The organism is Kitasatospora sp. NPDC087315, assembly GCF_044744345.1.
In the GTDB taxonomy this organism is placed as follows: Bacteria; Actinomycetota; Actinomycetes; order Streptomycetales; family Streptomycetaceae; genus Kitasatospora.
Window position 1 is genome coordinate 257,113 of the sequence record NZ_JBIUYD010000002.1, and the last position, 16,619, is coordinate 273,731.

At 74.8% G+C, this 16,619-nt stretch carries 15 protein-coding genes; 5 read left to right on the forward strand and 10 right to left on the reverse strand.

The genetic code is table 11. The features are described from left to right. Positions 1–3 precede the first annotated feature (3 nt). Entirely contained in the window at positions 4–1,596 is a 1,593-nt protein-coding gene (locus ACIO5D_RS04135; protein ID WP_400793879.1) for a PucR family transcriptional regulator, read from the reverse strand. 417 nt (positions 1,597–2,013) lie between these two features. On the opposite strand from ACIO5D_RS04135, the gene ACIO5D_RS04140 reads away from it, so the two are divergent. The 4 genes from ACIO5D_RS04140 (at position 2,014) to ACIO5D_RS04155 (ending at position 7,169) form a co-directional block, all read left to right on the forward strand. Continuing rightward, complete coding sequence (locus ACIO5D_RS04140; RefSeq protein WP_400793880.1) at positions 2,014–2,901, forward strand: FAD binding domain-containing protein; 888 nt, start codon at positions 2,014–2,016, stop codon at positions 2,899–2,901. Further along, a complete protein-coding gene (locus ACIO5D_RS04145) occupies positions 2,898–3,383 on the forward strand; it encodes a (2Fe-2S)-binding protein (RefSeq protein ID WP_363606452.1) in 486 nt (161 codons plus the stop codon). The genes ACIO5D_RS04140 and ACIO5D_RS04145 overlap by 4 nt, the downstream gene beginning before the upstream one ends. A gap of 2 nt (positions 3,384–3,385) precedes the next feature. Then, positions 3,386–5,752: a xanthine dehydrogenase subunit D gene (pucD, locus tag ACIO5D_RS04150; protein ID WP_400756602.1), complete on the forward strand. Its 2,367-nt coding sequence runs from the start codon at positions 3,386–3,388 to the stop codon at positions 5,750–5,752. Between the two features lie 163 nt (positions 5,753–5,915). Continuing rightward, positions 5,916–7,169, forward strand: a complete 1,254-nt coding sequence (locus tag ACIO5D_RS04155) for an XdhC family protein (protein ID WP_400793881.1) — start codon at positions 5,916–5,918, stop codon at positions 7,167–7,169. Here ACIO5D_RS04155 and ACIO5D_RS04160 read toward each other — a convergent pair. The 3 genes from ACIO5D_RS04160 to ACIO5D_RS04170 all read right to left on the reverse strand — a co-directional run bounded on the left by ACIO5D_RS04160 (position 7,151) and on the right by ACIO5D_RS04170 (position 8,515). Then, on the reverse strand, positions 7,151–7,444 hold the full coding sequence (locus ACIO5D_RS04160) for a hypothetical protein (protein WP_363606450.1): 294 nt from the start codon (positions 7,442–7,444) through the stop codon (positions 7,151–7,153). The genes ACIO5D_RS04155 and ACIO5D_RS04160 overlap by 19 nt on opposite strands. A 149-nt stretch (positions 7,445–7,593) precedes the next feature. Continuing rightward, positions 7,594–8,217, reverse strand: coding sequence for a LysE family translocator (locus ACIO5D_RS04165; RefSeq protein ID WP_363606448.1), 624 nt, complete (start codon positions 8,215–8,217; stop codon positions 7,594–7,596). Positions 8,218–8,299: 82 nt separating this feature from the next. Beyond that, positions 8,300–8,515, reverse strand: coding sequence for a cold shock domain-containing protein (locus ACIO5D_RS04170; protein ID WP_363606447.1), 216 nt, complete (start codon positions 8,513–8,515; stop codon positions 8,300–8,302). A gap of 122 nt (positions 8,516–8,637) precedes the next feature. On the opposite strand from ACIO5D_RS04170, the gene ACIO5D_RS04175 reads away from it, so the two are divergent. Then, positions 8,638–9,642, forward strand: a complete 1,005-nt coding sequence (locus tag ACIO5D_RS04175) for a helix-turn-helix transcriptional regulator (RefSeq protein ID WP_400649488.1) — start codon at positions 8,638–8,640, stop codon at positions 9,640–9,642. Here ACIO5D_RS04175 and ACIO5D_RS04180 read toward each other — a convergent pair. The 6 genes from ACIO5D_RS04180 to ACIO5D_RS04205 form a co-directional block, all read right to left on the reverse strand. After that, complete coding sequence (locus ACIO5D_RS04180) at positions 9,633–10,547, reverse strand: SDR family oxidoreductase (protein WP_363606445.1); 915 nt, start codon at positions 10,545–10,547, stop codon at positions 9,633–9,635. The two genes, ACIO5D_RS04175 and ACIO5D_RS04180, sit on opposite strands and share 10 nt — an antisense overlap. A gap of 123 nt (positions 10,548–10,670) precedes the next feature. After that, the gene (locus tag ACIO5D_RS04185) at positions 10,671–12,395 is read right to left on the reverse strand and encodes an SDR family oxidoreductase (protein ID WP_400793882.1); all 1,725 of its coding nucleotides are present in this window, start codon (positions 12,393–12,395) and stop codon (positions 10,671–10,673) included. After that, positions 12,392–13,258 (reverse strand): M24 family metallopeptidase, encoded by an 867-nt coding sequence (locus tag ACIO5D_RS04190; protein WP_400793883.1) that lies wholly within the window; start codon positions 13,256–13,258, stop codon positions 12,392–12,394. The genes ACIO5D_RS04185 and ACIO5D_RS04190 overlap by 4 nt, the downstream gene beginning before the upstream one ends. Positions 13,259–13,272: 14 nt before the next feature. Further along, positions 13,273–14,358, reverse strand: coding sequence for a PDR/VanB family oxidoreductase (locus ACIO5D_RS04195; RefSeq protein ID WP_400649497.1), 1,086 nt, complete (start codon positions 14,356–14,358; stop codon positions 13,273–13,275). A 96-nt stretch (positions 14,359–14,454) separates the two neighbouring features. Further along, positions 14,455–15,426 carry a metal-dependent hydrolase gene (locus ACIO5D_RS04200; protein ID WP_363606439.1) on the reverse strand — a complete coding sequence of 324 codons (972 nt, stop codon included), beginning with the start codon at positions 15,424–15,426 and terminating at the stop codon, positions 14,455–14,457. A 203-nt stretch (positions 15,427–15,629) separates the two neighbouring features. Beyond that, positions 15,630–16,409: an IclR family transcriptional regulator C-terminal domain-containing protein gene (locus tag ACIO5D_RS04205; RefSeq protein ID WP_363606437.1), complete on the reverse strand. Its 780-nt coding sequence runs from the start codon at positions 16,407–16,409 to the stop codon at positions 15,630–15,632. Positions 16,410–16,619: the final 210 nt, after the last annotated feature.

Here is a 16,619-nt window from a genome sequence, read left to right on the forward strand (position 1 = left end):
GGCTCAGGCCAGTTCCAGGGCCAGGTAGAAGTCCACCCGGTCCTCCAGGCGGGAGAGGTCCCGCCCGGTCAGCTCCTCGATCCGGCCGATCCGGTAGCGCAGGGTGTTGACGTGGACGTGCAGCTGGGCGGCGCAGCGCGTCCAGGAGCCGTCCGAGCGCAGGAACGCCTCCAGGGTGCGGACCAGGTCCGCCTGGTGCTCGAGGTCGTACCCGATCACCTTGTCCAGCAGCCGGCCGCGGAACGCCCGGCGGACCTCGTCCGGGACGGCGGCCAGCAGCAGCACGTGCGAGGCCAGCTCCTCCGGACCGGCGACGCAGACCCGGCCCACCCGGGCGGCGGCGATCCGGCGGGCGTGCCGGGCCTCCTCCAGGGCGCCGCGCAGGCCGCCCGCCTCGGAGGCGGGGGCGGAGACGCCGAGGGTGATCCGGCCCTCCGGACCGAGGCCGGCCTCCAGCGGGGCGAGCAGCTCGCGCAGGGCGTCGGCGGGCACCGGGCTGTCGAGGACCGGCAGCACCACCACCGCGTCGTCGCCGGCCCCGGCGACCAGGGCGCGGTCGGTGGTCCCGTTGAGGGCTTCCTCCAGGATCGGCCGCACCGCCCCCTCCGGCAGACCCGTCCCCTCGGCGCTGAGCACCAGCCAGGAACCCTGCGCCGTCCGGCGCCCGGGCTCGGTGCTCTCGTAGCGGGCGGCCATCGCCGAGGAGGCGTAGAGGGCGCGGCTGATCTCGGCCGGGTCGGCGTCGCGCTGGAGCAGCGTCAGCGCCTCGTCGGCGAGGCGGCGGCGCAGCCGGCGGCCCTCGTCCCGGCGGTGGCGCTCGGCGGCGACCAGCCCGGCCAGGTTCTCGGCGAGCTGCTGGCGCTTGGTGGTCCACTCGGTGATGTCACCGGCGACCGCCAGCAGCCAGTCGGCGAGCGGCGTCCCGGTGTCGGGAACGGCGGGCGCGGGCAGCAGCGAGTAGGCGCCGGTGCGCAGCCGGGCCAGGTGCGGGGGGCGACGGCGCCCGCGCTGGGCGCCGAGGTGGGCGCGGACCAGCTGGTCCCGGTCGTCGGCGGAGAGCCGTTCGGCCGGACCGGCGATCACCGATCCGGTGGGGGTGAGCACCCAGCAGTCCAGGTCGAGGTCGCCGCCGAGCAGGTCGAGGACGGCGTCCAGGCCACCGCCGCCGGCCGCGGAGACCAGCAGACGGTGACGGTCCACCAGGGCGGCGAGGTCGGCGGCGCGGTCGGCGGAGACCTGGCGGCCGATGAACTCGGCGACGGTGCCGAACGCGATGTCGTCGGGGACCGCCAGCAGCGGCATCCGGTGCCGGCGACAGGCCTCGATCAGGTCCTCGGGGACGGGCCCGACCTCGGCCTCGCCGGCCGCCAGGGCGACCGCGCCGCCGGCCGCGATGGTCCGCACGAAGCGCTCGGAGTCCGCCGGGCCGGTGCGCCAGAGCATGCCGGTGAGCACCAGCTCGCCGCCGTGCAGATAGCGGCCCGGGTCGTGCAGGTCCGTGGTCATCACACCGCCGACCTGCCGGTCCAGCTCCTCCTCGGCCGCGAGCAGGCGCAGACGCGGGGCACCGGGGGCGAGCAGGTCACGGACACGCATCCGCGGACTCCTAACGGGCTGGGGGTGAGGGCGGCCCGGGCGCTCGGCCGGGCTCACAGTCTGCCCGACCGGCCGGGCTCGGGGGGACGGACCGGCCGGTGCCCGGATCACGGGCCCGCGGCTCGGGAACCGCGGCCGGGTCACGGTCGTCGGTGGTGTCCGCTCCACGGCTGGGATGCGCGATTCCCCTCCTTAGAGGAACGTACAGGATGCCGGGCGGCACCAGAGCCGGGGCTTCATGCCATCGGTGACTGCCGACGGGCCCGTCCCGGCGGTTCACTGTCCACACGCCGCCGGAACGACGCCGGTGACCGGCATCCGGCGCCGAGGCGACGAGGCGGTCCACGCGATCCGGGCACCGGGCGGCGGGCACCGGGCCCACCCGTCCTGGCGCCGACGACGTGAGGAGACCCCCGTATGGAGTTCCTTCGGCCCGCCACCTGGGACGAGGCGCTCGCGGCGAAGGCCGGGCACCCGACCGCGCTGCCCCTCTCGGGCGGTACGGACGTCATGGTCGAGCTGAACTTCGACGTGCGCCGGCCATCCGCGCTCCTCGACCTCAACCGCGTCAACGAGCTCACCACCTGGTCGAACGACGGCGATGTCGTGCGGCTCGGCGCCGCCGTCCCCTACCGCCGGATCATCGACGAGCTGTCCGGCCCGCTGCCCGGCCTGGCGCTGGCGGCCCGCACCGTCGGCTCGCCGCAGATCCGCAACCGCGGCAGCGTGGGCGGCAACCTCGGCGGTGCCTCGCCCGCCGGTGACGCGCACCCCGCGCTGCTGGCGGCCGGCCGGGACGTCCTCGTGGAGGCCGCCTCGGTGCGCGGCACCCGGTTGATCCCCATCGACGAGTTCTACGTCGGGGTGAAGCGCAACTCGCTGGAGCCGGACGAGCTGATCCGCGCCGTGCGGATCCCGGTCGCGGACGGCCCCCAGCAGTTCTCCAAGGTCGGCACCCGCAACGCCATGGTGATCGCGGTCTGCGCGTTCGGCTTCGCCCTCCACCCGGGGAGCGGCACCGTCGGCACCGGGATCGGCTCGGCCGCCCCCACGCCGCGCCGCGCCGTCGAGGCCGAGGAGTACCTCCAGGGCGTGCTCGCCGGGCGCGGCCTCTGGGAGTCCGGCGGCCCGCTGGGCGCCGGGGTGGTTCAGCGGTTCGGCGAGCTGGTGAAGGCCGCCGCCGCACCGATCGACGACGTCCGCGGCACCGCCGACTACCGGCGGCACGCGCTGGCCGTGCTGGCCCGGCGCACCCTCACCTGGACGTGGAACGACTACGGCAAGCAGATCGGGAGCGCGGCATGAGGGTCACATTCACCGCCAACGGCAGGCCGGTCGAGGCCGACGACGTGTGGGAGGGCGAGAGCCTGCTGTACGTGCTGCGCGAGCGCGTGGGCCTGCCGGGCTCGAAGAACGCCTGCGAGCAGGGCGAGTGCGGCTCCTGCACGGTCTACCTGGACGGCGTGCCGGTCTGTTCCTGCCTGGTCGCGGCCGGCCAGGTCCAGGACCGGGACGTCCGCACGGTCGAGGGCCTGACCGGCGAGAACGGTGAACTGGGCCTCGTCCAGCAGGCGTTCGTCGACGCCGGGGCCGTCCAGTGCGGCTTCTGCACCCCCGGCCTGCTGGTGCAGACCGACGCGCTGCTCGCCAGGGACGCCCGGCCGGGCGACGACGACATCCGCGAGGCGCTCTCCGGCAACCTCTGCCGCTGCACCGGCTACGGGAAGATCATGGACGCGGTGCGGCTGGCCTCCGCCCGCATGGGCGGCAAGGCGGTCGCGGAATGAGCATGCGCACCCTCCGGGGCCAGAAGAACCTCCAGGACATCCGGCAGACCGGCGGGGACGGCGTCGGCGGCTCGCCGCTGCGCCCGGACGGCGCGCTGAAGGTCAGGGGCGAGTTCGCCTACTCGTCCGACCTGTGGCACGAGGACATGCTCTGGGGTACGGCCCTGCGCTCGCCGCACCCCCGCGCCACCATCCGCTCGGTGGACGTCTCCGAGGCGCTGCGGCTGCCCGGGGTGTACGCCGTGCTCACCCACGAGGACATCCCGGGCTCCAAGTACTACGGCCTGGAGATCCAGGACCAGCCGGTCCTGGCGATCGACAAGGTCCGCCACCACGGCGAGGCGATCGCGCTGGTCGCGGCCGACCACCCGGAGACGGCCCGCCGCGCGGTGGAGCGGATCAGGGTCGAGTACGAGGTGCTCACCCCGATCACCACCGAGGAGCAGTGCCTCGACCCGGAGACCCACGGCCATGTGCACGAGCCGCACGAGTACAGGTCGCACGGGCACGGCAACATCTGCCACGAGCAGCGGCTGGTCTCCGGCCTCGGGGTGACCGACGAGGTGCGGGCGATGGCGGACGTCACCGTCAGCGGCAGCTACGAGGTCGGCATGCAGGACCAGGCCTTCCTCGGCCCCGAGTCCGGCCTGGCGGTGCCCGCCGAGGACGGCGGCATCGACCTCTACATCGCCACCCAGTGGCTGCACGTGGACCGCCGGCAGATGGCCCCCGTGCTGGCCCTGCCGGAGGAGAGGATCCGGCTCACCCTGGCCGGCGTCGGCGGCGCCTTCGGCGGTCGCGAGGACCTCTCGATGCAGATCCACGCCGGTCTGCTGGCGCTGCGCACCGGCAGGCCGGTCAAGATCGTCTACTCCCGCGACGAGTCCTTCTTCGGCCATGTCCACCGCCACCCGGCCCGGATGACGTACGAGCACGGCGCCACCCGGGACGGCAGGCTGGTCTTCGCCGACTGCCGGATCGTGCTGGACGGCGGTGCGTACGCCTCCTCCTCACCCGCCGTGGTCGGCAACGCGGCCTCGCTCGGCCACGGCCCGTACGTGATCCCGAACGTGCGGATGCACGCCATCGCGCTCTACAGCAACAACCCGCCCTGCGGGGCGATGCGCGGATTCGGCGCCGTCCAGGCCGCGTTCGGCTACGAGACGCAGATGGACAAGCTGGCCGCCGCCCTGGGCATGGACCCGGTCGAGCTGCGGCGGCTGAACGCGATGGCCGAGGGCGACCGGCTGCCCACCGGCCAGCGGATCGACTCACCCGCCCCGGTCGCCGAACTCCTGCGCCGCGTCAAGGACATGCCGCTCCCGCCACCGCTGGACCCCGACCGCCCGGACATCCGGCGGCTCCCGGGCGCGCTGTCCAACACCTCGCACGGCGAGGGCATCGTGCGCGGTGTCGGCTACTCGGTCGGCATCAAGAACGTCGGCTTCTCCGAGGGCTTCGACGACTACTCCACCGCCCGGGTGCGGCTGGAGGTGATCGGCGGCGAGCCGGTCGCCATGGTGCACACCGCGATGGCGGAGGTCGGCCAGGGCGGGGTCACCGTGCACGCCCAGATCGCCCGCACCGAGCTGGGCGTCGAGCAGGTGACCATCCAGCCGGCCAACACCGAGGTCGGCTCGGCCGGTTCGACCTCCGCCTCCCGGCAGACCTACATGACCGGCGGCGCGGTCAAGCTCGCCGCCGAGGCCGTCCGGCAGGCGCTGATCGAGAAGGGCCGCCGGCGTTACGGCTGGACCCACCACGATCTCACGCTGAGCGCCGGAACGGTGGTCTCGGCGTCGGCCGGCCCGCTGGTGGCCATGGTCGACCTGCTCGGCGACGACGCGATCGACCTCACCCGCGAGCACCACCACCGCCCGACCGTCCCGTTCGACAAGGAGACCGGGCAGGGCTCCGGCCACCTCCAGTACTCCTTCTGCGCCAACCGCGCGGTCGTCGACGTGGACGTCGAACTCGGCCTGGTCAAGGTGGTCGAGCTGACCGCCGTCCAGGACGTCGGCAAGGCGCTCAACCCGCTCTCGGTGGTCGGCCAGATCCAGGGCGGCTGCGCCCAGGCGCTCGGCCTGGCCGTGATGGAGGAGATCGTCGTCAAGGACGGGAAGGTGCGCAACGCCTCCTTCACCGACTACCTGATCCCCACCATCCTGGACACCCCGCCGATGCCGGTGGAGCTCCTCGAACTGCCCGACCCGCACGCCCCGTACGGGCTGCGCGGGGTGGGCGAGGCCCCGACCGTCTCCGCGACGCCGTCCATCGTGGCCGCCATCCGCGACGCCACCGGGCTGGCGCTGCACCGGATCCCGGTCCGGCCCGAGCACCTGACCACCGAGGCCCCCGGGGCGCGGTAGCCCGGCGGGCCGGTCCGAACGTCCCCGGGGCCGCGGCCGTCCTGGGGGCTCGGCCGTCGCCGACGAACCGCGCGCCGGCCGCACCGTCGCCGGGCCGGAATCGTTTCCCGTACGGCGGCCCTTCCGGCCCGCCCCGACTTCGTCGCGCGAGGAGTTCCCCGACATGCAGGACATCGCCGAGCAGCTGCGGGCCTGGCACGCGTCCGGGCGCTCCTTCGCCGTGGCCACCGTCGTCGGGGTCGCCGGCAGCGCGCCGCGCGACCCGGGGGCGGCCCTCGCCGTGGACGCGGCCGGCGAAGCGGTCGGCAGTGTCTCCGGCGGCTGCGTCGAGGGCGCCGTGTACGAGCTGTGCCGGGCCGCCCTCGCCTCCGGCGAACCGGTGCTGAAGCGGTTCGGCTACAACGACGAGGACGCCTTCGCGGTCGGCCTGACCTGCGGCGGCGTCCTGGACGTCTTCGTCCAGCCGGTCACCCCCGGCACCGACCCCGCCCTGGACACCGGCATCGCGGCCATCGCCGCCGGCACCCCGGTGGCCCTCGCCCGGGTGATCGCCGGCCCCGGCGGGCTGGTCGGCGCCGCCCTCGCCGTCACCGCCGACACCCGCCACGGCTCCCTCTCCCCCGCGCGCCCCGCCGCGCACCGCCTCACCGCGCTGGAGCGCGCGATCACCGCCGAGGCGCGGGCCATGCTGGACGCCGGACGCACCGGCCGGGTCGTCCTCGGCCTGGACGGGCGCCCCTGCGGCGAACGTGAACCGGCCACCGTCCGTGAGCAAGGCAGCGTCACCGTCTTCGTCGAGTCCTGCGTTCCCCCGCCCCGCATGCTGGTCTTCGGCGCCATCGACTTCGCCGCCGCCGTGGTGCGGATCGGCAAGTTCCTCGGCTACCACGTCACCGTCTGCGACGCCCGCCCGGTCTTCGCCACCGAACGCCGCTTCCCCGAGGCCGACCAGGTCGTCGTGGACTGGCCGCACCGCTACCTCGACTCCCAGCTGGCCCTCCCGGACGGCGCGGCGGCGATCGACGGGCGGACGGTGCTCTGCGTCCTCACCCACGACGCCAAGTTCGACATCCCGCTGCTGGAACGCGCCCTGCGGCTGCCGGTCGGCTACGTCGGCGCGATGGGCTCGCGCCGCACCCACCACGACCGGCTGGCCCGGCTGCGCGAGGCCGGCCTCACCGACGCCGAGATCGCCCGGCTGCGCTCCCCGATCGGCCTCGACCTCGGCGCCCGCACCCCCGAGGAGACGGCCGTCTCGGTGGCCGCCGAGATCATCGCCCACCGCCGCGGCGGCGGCTGCCGGCCGCTGAGCTCCGGCAGCGGGCCGATCCACCACGACCTGGCGCGAACGGACGGGCCGAGGCCGGGAAGCCGCGGTCGCACGCGGCCTGAACGCGCTCAGGTCACCACGTTGTAGGCCTGGCAGAGCAGCGGCGGCACGGCCGGGATGCCGACCTCCTGGAGGATCGGCATCAGCACCGCCGCATAGTGTTCGAACGCCTCCCGGGACTCCCACACGTCGGTGACCAGCCAGCCGCCGTCCGGCGTCGGGCCCGCCGTGTGCAGCACCAGCCCGCGCACCGGCCAGTCGGACGGCGCGTTGAGGCCCGCACCGCCGGTCAGCCGGTCCACGGCCTCCTCGTACTGGGCCAGACCGACCCCGGGGAACTCGAACGTCGCGATGATGGCCATGGGGCCGCTCCTGTCTCCGGCCCGCCGGGCCGGGGCCGTGTCGCCTCCAGTGCAGCCCGGACCGGCCCGGGGCGGCCATCGCTGGCCACCACCCGGGTGACGCTGCCCAGTCGCCGCCCCTGCCCCGCTCTGCGGCCCGCCACACGGCCTTACTCGGAGACCGCCAGCTTCAGCCCGAAGCCGACCACCACCGCACCGGTCACCCGGTCCAGCACCCGGCGCGCGGCGGGCCTGCGCAGCCAGCCGCGCACCACCTGGGCGAAGCCCACCAGGACCGTCGACCAGAGCACCCCCTCCACGACGTGCACGCAGGTCAGCGCCACACCGGTGGCGAAGTGCGGCGCGCCCGCCGGGATGAACTGCGGCAGCATCGCCACATAGAAGACGCCGACCTTGGGGTTCAGCAGATTGGTCAGCGTGCCGCGCCGCCAGCCGTACCCGAAACCGCCGTCCGCGGGCCCCACCGCGTCCGCCGCCGGCTCGGCGCCCCGGCTGCGCAGCATCCCCACGCCCATCCAGACCAGGTACGCGGCCCCGGCCCAGCGGACGATCTCGTACGCCAGATGGGAGGCGGTCAGCAGCGCCGTCACCCCGGCCGAGGTGAGGGTGCCCCAGATCAGCGTGCCGGTCTGGATGCCGAGCACCACGCCCCACGCCTGCCGGCGGTGGCCGAGCGCGGAGGTGCGCAGGATCAGCGCGGTGTCGAGACCGGGGGTGAGGGTGAGCAGCCCCACGACGAGGGCGAAGGACCAGAGGGCGGTCGAGATCTCCATGGGCCTCGATCCTAGGCTCCCGACTCCCGGCCCCGGCACACGGTCCCGGCACGCGGTCCCGGCACGCGGTCCCGGCGCCGGCTCACCGCGGCCGGACGCGCTCCGCGACCGGCCGGCCCTCCTGTTCGGTCGGGTCGTACTCCACCTTCTGGCCCACGGCGAGGCCGCGCGCGCCCCCGTCCTCGCGCGCGCCCAGGATCGAGTCGAAGTAGACGTACAGCGCGGGTCCCTCGTCGTCGGGGGTGATCGTGCCGTAGCCGTGGTCGGCGTTGTAGGACTTCACGGTGCCGGTGGCCATGGGTGCTCCTTCGCTCGCGCCGGGTGATGGCCCTGTGGCACCCATGATCGGTGCAGTGGGGGTGGGGCGCGCGTCCTAGGATCGGGCATCAGCGGGACGACCGGGAGGGAAAGGCGGAGCGGATGCGGGCGGCGCGGGCGATCTCGCTGCTGTTGCTGCTGCAGGCGCGGCGGACCATGACCGGGGCCGAGCTGGCGGCCGAACTGGAGGTGTCCGAGCGCACCGTCCAGCGGGACGTGCTGGCGCTCGCCGAGGCCGGGGTGCCGGTGTACGCGGAGCGCGGGCGGGCCGGCGGCTACCGGCTGCTGGACGGCTACCGCACCCGGCTGACCGGGCTGGACCGGGCCGAGGCCGAGGTGCTGCTGCTCGCCGGACTGCCCGGCCCGCTGGGCGACATGGGGCTCGCCGACCCGGCACTGACCGCCCGGCTGAAGGTGCTGAACGAACTCGGCGAGGCGCCGGCCGCCGGGGTGCGGCGGTTCCACCTGGACGCGCCCGGCTGGTTCCGCACCGCGCCGGCTCCCCCGCTGCTCACCGAGGTCTCCCGGGCCGTCTGGGGCGAGCGGCTGCTGCGGGCCCGCTACCGGCGGCGGGCCGCCGAGCGGACGGAAACCCCCGAGCGGACGGAGACCGTGGCGCGGACGCTGCGGCCGTACGGGCTGGTGCTGAAGGCGGGCACCTGGTACCTGGTGGCCCGCCCGGAGGGTGCCACCGAGCCGCGGGTGTACCGGGTGGACCGGCTGGAGAGCGCCGAGCCGCTGCCCGAACGCTTCGAGCGGGACGAGGAGTTCGACCTCGGGGCGTTCTGGGAGGCCAGCGCGGCCGCGTTCGCCCGGTCCCTGCTGCGGGAGAGTGTCACGGTACGGCTGAGCCCGCTGGGCACCGAGCTGCTCCCCCGGCTGCTGGAGCCCGTCCCCGCCCGGCAGGCCCTCGCCACCGCCGGGGAGCCGGACGGCCACGGCTGGGTGACCGTCCGGCTCCCCGTCGAATCACTGGAGGTCGCCTACGACGAGCTGCTGCGGCTCGGACCGGAGGCCGAGGTGCTCGAACCGCCGCCGCTGCGAAGGCGGTTGGCCCAGGCGGCGGCCCGCACCGCCGCCCTGTACGGCGTTTCCGCTCAGCGGTAGCCGGCCGGGTCCAGCGGCCCTTCCGCCGTCTCCGCGTCCACCAGGTAGCGCCAGGCGTCCGGCCGGCTGCCGTCCAGATCGGTGAAGCCGTATTCCCCGGCCAGGGCGCCGCTGGAGAGGGACGTCCCGTTCCAGCGCGCCACGTCCGGGTCGGCGGCCAGCGCCACCACCGCCCGGCCGACATAGCCGGGCGACTCCGAGATGCCGAACTGCGGCTCCCGCTCGGTCGCCTCGCGCCAGGTCTCCTCGGTGACGCCGAAGTGCTCCAGCATGATCTCCGAGCGCATCCAGCCGGGCGTCAGGGCGACCGCCGTCGCCCCGCGCGGGCCGAGTTCGTGCCCCAGTGCGAACGCCATCCGCAGCACGGAGGCCTTGGCGAGGTCGTAGAAGAACGACATCCGGTAGCGGTTCGCGTTGTACTCGGCGGTGCCGTCCGTCATCTCCACCACCAGCCCGCCGGGCCTGCGCAGCAGCAACGGCAGCAGGTGGTGACTGGTGACGGCGTGCGTCTCGACCGCGAGACGCAGCAGGCGCAGCCCCTTGTCGAGGTCGTGCTCCCAGACCGGACGGTCCCAGGCGAACAGTTGCTCGCCGCCCCAGATGTCGTTGACCAGGATGTCCAGCCCGCCCTGTTCGGCGTCGATCCGCTCGGCCACCGCCGCCACCTCGGCCGGCACCAGGTGGTCCGCCCGCACCGCGATCCCCCGCCCGCCGGCCGCCGTGACCAGCTCCGCCGTCTCCTCCAGCGTCTCCGCCCGCCCGTACTCCGACCGGTGCCCCTCGGCACTGCGCCCCGTCCCGTACACCGTGGCCCCCGCGGCCCCCAGCTGGACGGCGATCGCCCGCCCCGCCCCCCGCGTCGCCCCCGCGACCAGCGCGACCCTGCCCTTCAGCGGCTGTGTCATGCCCTGCTCCTTCCCTCGTGCTCGCTCCGACCCCGCCGATGCTGCCGTGGAATCCCGACACCTCCTGTCGGGATTCCCCGCGGTAGTGCGAAGAAGCGCCGCGGGAGGCCGCGAGGCCTGCCGTCAGGTGACGTCGAGGCGGGCGGCGAGGCGGAGCAGGCCCGGGGAGAGGCGGCTGAGGAGGCGGGCGAGTTTCGCCTCGGGGGTGACGGGGACGACGGGTTTGCCGGTGCGGACGGCGTGCAGGATGGCGGCGGCGACCTTCTCGGGCGGGAAGCCGCGGCGGGCGTAGAGCTTGGCGGCGCGGGCCTGTTTGGCGGTCTGCTGGGCGGGGGTGGTGGCGGAGAAGGTGGAGGTGCGGGTGATGTTGGTGTTGACGATGCCGGGGCAGATCGTGGAGACGCCGATGCCGTGCCCGGCCAGTTCGGCGCGCAGGCAGTCGGAGAGCATGAAGACGGCGGCCTTGCTGGTGGCGTAGGCGGTCAGCGCCTTGGCGGGCAGATAGGCCGCCGCCGAGGCGAGGTTGACGATGTGGCCGCCCTCGGCGCGCTCGGCCATCAGCGAGCCGAAGGCGCGGCAGCCGTGGATCACGCCCCAGAGGTTGACGTCCAGGACGCGCTGCCACTCCTTCTCGGTGGTCTGCAGGAACGTCCCGGAGTGGCCGATGCCCGCGTTGTTGACGACCACGTCGGGCACCCCGTGCTCGGCGGCGACCTGCTGGGCGAAGGCGTCCACGGCAGCGCCGTCGCTGACGTCCACCCGGTAGGCGTGGGCGGGCGGGCCGATCAGGGCGGCGAGTTCGGCGGTGCGCTCGGCGGCGGCGAGGTCGAGGTCGCAGACCACCACCCGGGCGCCGTCCTCGGCGAAGGCGAGCGCGGTGGCCCGTCCGATGCCGCTGCCGCCGCCGGTGACGACGACCAGCCGGCCGGGGTCCGGGGCCGCGCCGGGCTGTCCGGCGTCGACCCGGGCGGTGAACTCGCGGACCATGGCGGCCACGGCGGACCCCTTCTCCAGCAGGGCGGACCAGTGGGAGGCGCGCAGCGAACGGCGGGTCAGCCGCGGCACCCAGCGCTCCAGCCCCTCGGAGAGGAACTCTCCGACGTAGTGGTCCTCGGTGAGGGTGATCAGCTGGACGGGCACCTCGGTGGGCCGCTCGCGCGGGTGGCCCAGGGCGGGGCGCATATTGGCCCGGTACAGCTCGATGCCGCGCACGGCGTCCCGCCGCAGGGTGGGCTGCGGGTGGCCGGGGCGCGGGGTGACGCCCTCCAGGTCGCGCAGCACCCGGGGCCAGGCCCGGGCAAGGCCGAGCCGCCAGACGCCGGGGGCGAGGAAGGGCAGGTGGAAGGCGGTGATGTACCAGGAGTGCACGCCCTGGGAGAGCAGTTGCCGCAGGTGGCGCGGGGTGGGCCGGCGGTAGCGCTCGCGCAGCCAGTACCCCAGGTGGTCCAGGCAGGGGCCGGACATGGTGGTGTAGGAGGCGATCCGCTGCCCGGCGCCGGGCGCGGTGACGGCCTCCCAGGACTGCAGCGAGCCCCAGTCGTGGGCGACGACGTGCACCGGGCGGTCCGGGCTGACGGCGTCGGCGACGGCGAGGAGGTCGGCGGCGAGGTGCTCCAGCCGGTAGCCGTCGCGGGTGGCCGGCGCGCCCGACTCGCCGGCGCCGCGCACGTCGTAGCGGACCACGTGGTGGTCGCGGGCGAGGTCGGCGGCGATGTCGTCCCAGACCACATGGGTGTCCGGGTAGCCGTGCACCAGCAGGACGGTGGGGGCGGCCGGGTCGCCGTCCTCGAAGACGGCGAGCGGCAGCCCGCCGGAGCGGACGGTCCGGCGGCGGGTGGTCGTCGTCATCGGGTCGCCTCCTGGGCGGTCTGCTGCGGGGTCTCCCGCACGGTCCAGCGCCGGACGTGCGGCAGGTCGTCGTCGAGCCAGTACGCGTCGTCGTCCGTCACCACGAGCAGTTCCTCGAACTTGATGCCCACCTTGCGGAAGGCGATGTGCGGCTCCACCGCCCAGAGGCCCGGGGTCGGCGCGTGCCGGGAGGACCGGCCGTCCGCCCAGAGCGGTGAACGGCCGTGCAGGCGTTCGCCGATCAGCTCGCGGCCGAGCGTCTGGAGGGTCCGGACGCCGAAGCCGAGGACGTTCACCCCGGCCGGGCCGCGGGTGGTCGTCCTGGTCACCTGGTGGCCGATCACCCGGCCGGGGTAGACCTGGTGGCGGTTGTCGTAGCCGTGCGCGGCGATCTGCGCGTCCACCGCCGCGTACACCTCGTCGAGCGGTTTGCGGGCGCGGACCTCGGCGAGGATCAGCTCGCGGTAGACCTTGAGGTCGGCGGCGAGACGGTCCCAGACCGGGTTCTCGCCGACCTTGCCGCCGTAGCCGATGTCGGCGGTGTAGCCGTCCACCACCGGTGCGCAGTCCAGCACATAGGGCATGCCCTCGGCCAGCCGCCGGCCTCCCGCGAAGAACTGGAGCGGGGTGTGGAAGTGCCGGAACGCCGTCCGGTCCCCGAACCAGGCGAACGGGATGTGGAAGAAGTCCCGCACACCGGCCGCGACCAGGCGGCGGCGCAGCTCCGCGGTGGCCTGCCGCTCGGTGACGCCCGGTTCGATCCAGGCGGCGACCTGTTCGGCGCAGTGGTAGGCGAGTTGCTGGGTCTCGCGGAAGCGGGCGAGGTCGTGCGCGGTGAACGGGAAGGACGGGGGCTCGGCCACGACGGGGCTCCTTGCTACAGATCGAGGACCAGGGTCTCGCCCTCGGCGGCCCGGGAGACGCAGGGCAGCAGGGCGCCGGCGGCACGCTGTTCGGGGGTGAGGCGGCGGTCGCGGTGGTCGGGGGTGCCGGCCAGCAGCCGGACCTCGCAAGTACCGCAGAAGCCCTGGTGGCAGGAGTACGGCAGGTCGGGGCGGGTCTCGCGGAGGATGTCCAGGGCGGAGCGGTCGGCGGGGACGTCCAGCGCCGGGCCGGTCGCGCCGAGGCGGACGGTGAACGGTTCGCCGTCGGTGACCGGGGCGGCACCGAACCGCTCGAAGTGCAGGGCGGCGGCGGGTGATTCGTCCAGGGCGCGCTGGACGGCGGCGAGCATCGGGGCCGGTCCGCAGCAGTAGACGGCGGCCCCGCGCGGGGCGTGGGCCAGCAGTTCGGCGCCGGTGGGAACGCCGTGCTCGTCGTCGGTGCGCAGGGTGACGCGGTGCGGGTCGAGGGCGCGCAGCTCGTCCGTGTACGGGAGGGTGTCGGCGCTGCGGCCGACGTGGAGCAGCCGCCAGTCCAGGCCGTGCCGCCGTGCCTCGCGGGCCATCGGCAGCAGCGGGGTGATGCCGATGCCGCCGGCCAGCAGCAGCACGGCCGGTTCGGCGCAGAACGCGAAGCCGTTGCGCGGGCGGCGGGCCGTCAGGCGGCTGCCGGGGTGCAGTTCGTCGTGGATCTCCACCGAGCCGCCGCCGCCCGCGGGCAGCCGGCGGACGGCGATCCGGTAGGCGGCGCGGTCGGCCGGGTCGCCGCAGAGCGAGTAGTGGCGCTCGCGGCCGGAGGGCAGGGCGAGGCGCAGGTGTGCGCCGGGCTGCCAGGGCGGGAGCGCGGTGCCGGAGGGGTCGGCGAGCCGCAGCTCGACGACGTCGGCGGCGACCTGGCGGCGGCCGGTGACGACGAGTTGCAGCGGCGGGGTGGGGCGGCCGGGCGGGCGCCGGGGGTTGCGGCGCAGCAGCGGGCCGGCGAGGGCCGGGGTGTAGCGGTCGCCGAAGGCGGTGAGGCGCCGCATGAACCGGTCGGCGCGGGGGCGGCCGTAGAGGTCGGGGGGCGGGGTGCGCAGGTCCATCGGGCGGTCGGTCCCCGTTCTCGTCGGGTGGCTCGGGCGTCGGGTGGCACGGGCGGTTGGTGGCACGGGCGGCAGGCGGCCCGGCCGGTGGCGGGCTCAGTGGGCGGCGGCGCGGGCGGCCGGGGAGGTGGCGAGGTAGCCGAGCGCCTGGCTGGAGGAGCCCTCCTGGGTGGGGTGGTAGCCGGGCCGCAGGTACCGCAGGCCGGAGCGGAGCGACGCGACCGGGTCGGGCAGCAGCCCGCGCCGGGCGATCCGTCCCGCCTCGCGCCAGCTGGGCCGCAGCCGCCCGTCGAGGGTGGGGTCGGCGGCCAGCAGGAAGCGGGCGCCGCGCACCCAGAGGTGGACCAGCAGCGGTCCGGAGACGGCCATGCCGCGGATCCGGCGCAGATAGCCCGGGTCCAGGTGGACCATCAGGTCGTAGGCGACGCTGCGGTGTTCGACCTCCTCGGCGCCGTGCCAGCGGAGCAGGTCGAGCATGGTCGGGTCGGCCTTGGCGCGGTCCAGGCCCGGGGAGTTGAGCGCCCAGTTGCCCAGGAAGGCGGTGAAGTGCTCGATCGCCGCGACGAAGGCGACCCGCTCGATGACGTTCTCGCGCTGCTGGGCGGGCGTCAGGCCGGGCCGGTCGCCGAGGACGCGCCGGAACAGCCAGGCGATCTGACGGACGTAGGGGCGCGGGTCGAGGCCCTGGCCGAGCAGGTGGTCCAGGACCTCCTGGTGGGCCTCGGCGTGGATGGCCTCCTGGCCGATGAAGCCGAGCACCTCCTCGCGCAGCTGCTCGTCCCGGATCAGCGGCAGGGCCTCCTTGAACACCTTGACGAACCAGCGCTCCCCCTCGGGCAGCAGCAGGTGCAGGACGTTGATGATGTGGGTGGCCACCGGCTCGTCGGGGATCCAGTGCAGCGGCAGCCCGGACCAGTCGAAGCGCACGTCCCGGGGCTCCAGGACGAGGCTCTCGTGGACCCGGGCGGCGGGGCCGGCGAGGACGGGGACGGTCACGGCGGGGGCGGTCACGGCGGGGGCGGTAGGGACCGCGGGGACGCCGGGGACGGGGGCGGTGGAACGGGGCATGGCTGGGGCCTCCTGACCGGGGGGCGGGTGGCTCGCGCTCGGTTCCAGGGCAACCTACTCGCGGGTAGAGCCCCGCTTCAAGGGTTTCGACACTCTTATCGACATCAAGTCTAATAAGTGATGTGCGCCGGAACGAACCCCGGGAAACACCAAAGCCCCGCCTCGGCCGGCGGGGCTTCGTGGTACGGGCGACCGCTGGGCCGTCAGACGGCCATCGCGAGCATCAGCGGCGCGGCACGGGCCGCGAGCAGTTCGGCGGCGGCCTTGAGCCGGTGCACATTGCCGACCGGCATCGAGGTGGCCAGGCAGCCGACGGTGCTGCCCGCCGTCACCGGGACGGCGGCACAGACCGTGCCGAGCGCGTACTCCTGGAAGTCCAGCACCGGCACGGTGGCGGGCTGGCGCTCCAGCCGGTGCATCAACTGGTCGGCGTCGACGACCGTCCGGGAGGTCAGCCGGGCCACCGGGTGCCGGGACAGGTGGTCCCGGCGGGCGTCGTGGTCGAGCTGGCTGAGCAGGCACTTGCCGATCGCGCTGGCGTGCGCGGTGGCCCGGAAGTCCACCCACTCCTGCACCGCCGGGGCGTCGTCGGCCGCGGCGACCGCCTCCACCGACAGCTCGCCGTCGTGGTAGCGGCTGAAGTACACCGCCGCGCCCAACTCGTCACGCAGTTCGGCGAGTTTGCGGTTCAGCCGGGCCCGCACCAGCTGCTCCCGGTTGTGCTGGCCGAGCAGCGCGAAGGTGCCGCCGAGCACCCAACCGCCGTCCTGGCACTGGAGATAGCCCTCGATCTCCAGGATCTCGGCGAGCCGGCGGACGGTCGGCAGCGCCAGGGACGTCTCCCGGGCGAGAGCGACCAGGGTGGCGCCGTCGGGGTGCCGGTCGACGGCCTCCAGCAGTCTGAGGGCGTGCTGCAGGGAGGTGAACGGACCGGGCTCGCCCTGGTCCAGCGTGGCGTGACGACCCGGGGCTGGTGTCGACATGTCGTCCCCTTCCGATGTCCGCCCGCGAAACCACCCGCAAGCTTCTCCAGCCTAGCCACCCATGGGCTCCGGCAGTTGTCCTCCGCCAATATTGGTGGAGGTTGCACGAAGGACTTGACTGGCACCGGCCCGGCCGTTACGTCCGCGCCGGGATCCGGCGGCATCCACCCGGGGTGTCGGACGGTCAGATTCCGAGCAGACTCCGGACGG

Excerpts from the sequence above, each read along its gene's own strand:
- ACIO5D_RS04160 (WP_363606450.1), bottom strand. The coding sequence starts at position 7,444 with ATGGCCATCATCGCGACGTTCGAGTTCCCCGGGGTCGGTCTGGCCCAG.
- ACIO5D_RS04135 (WP_400793879.1), bottom strand. The coding sequence starts at position 1,596 with ATGCGTGTCCGTGACCTGCTCGCCCCCGGTGCCCCGCGTCTGCGCCTG.
- ACIO5D_RS04175 (WP_400649488.1), top strand. The coding sequence starts at position 8,638 with ATGCGGGCGGCGCGGGCGATCTCGCTGCTGTTGCTGCTGCAGGCGCGG.
- ACIO5D_RS04205 (WP_363606437.1), bottom strand. The coding sequence starts at position 16,409 with ATGTCGACACCAGCCCCGGGTCGTCACGCCACGCTGGACCAGGGCGAG.
- ACIO5D_RS04195 (WP_400649497.1), bottom strand. The coding sequence starts at position 14,358 with ATGGACCTGCGCACCCCGCCCCCCGACCTCTACGGCCGCCCCCGCGCC.
- ACIO5D_RS04155 (WP_400793881.1), top strand. The coding sequence starts at position 5,916 with ATGCAGGACATCGCCGAGCAGCTGCGGGCCTGGCACGCGTCCGGGCGC.
- ACIO5D_RS04145 (WP_363606452.1), top strand. The coding sequence starts at position 2,898 with ATGAGGGTCACATTCACCGCCAACGGCAGGCCGGTCGAGGCCGACGAC.
- ACIO5D_RS04180 (WP_363606445.1), bottom strand. The coding sequence starts at position 10,547 with ATGACACAGCCGCTGAAGGGCAGGGTCGCGCTGGTCGCGGGGGCGACG.
- ACIO5D_RS04165 (WP_363606448.1), bottom strand. The coding sequence starts at position 8,217 with ATGGAGATCTCGACCGCCCTCTGGTCCTTCGCCCTCGTCGTGGGGCTG.
- pucD (WP_400756602.1), top strand. The coding sequence starts at position 3,386 with ATGCGCACCCTCCGGGGCCAGAAGAACCTCCAGGACATCCGGCAGACC.
- ACIO5D_RS04200 (WP_363606439.1), bottom strand. The coding sequence starts at position 15,426 with ATGCCCCGTTCCACCGCCCCCGTCCCCGGCGTCCCCGCGGTCCCTACC.
- ACIO5D_RS04185 (WP_400793882.1), bottom strand. The coding sequence starts at position 12,395 with ATGACGACGACCACCCGCCGCCGGACCGTCCGCTCCGGCGGGCTGCCG.
- ACIO5D_RS04170 (WP_363606447.1), bottom strand. The coding sequence starts at position 8,515 with ATGGCCACCGGCACCGTGAAGTCCTACAACGCCGACCACGGCTACGGC.
- ACIO5D_RS04140 (WP_400793880.1), top strand. The coding sequence starts at position 2,014 with ATGGAGTTCCTTCGGCCCGCCACCTGGGACGAGGCGCTCGCGGCGAAG.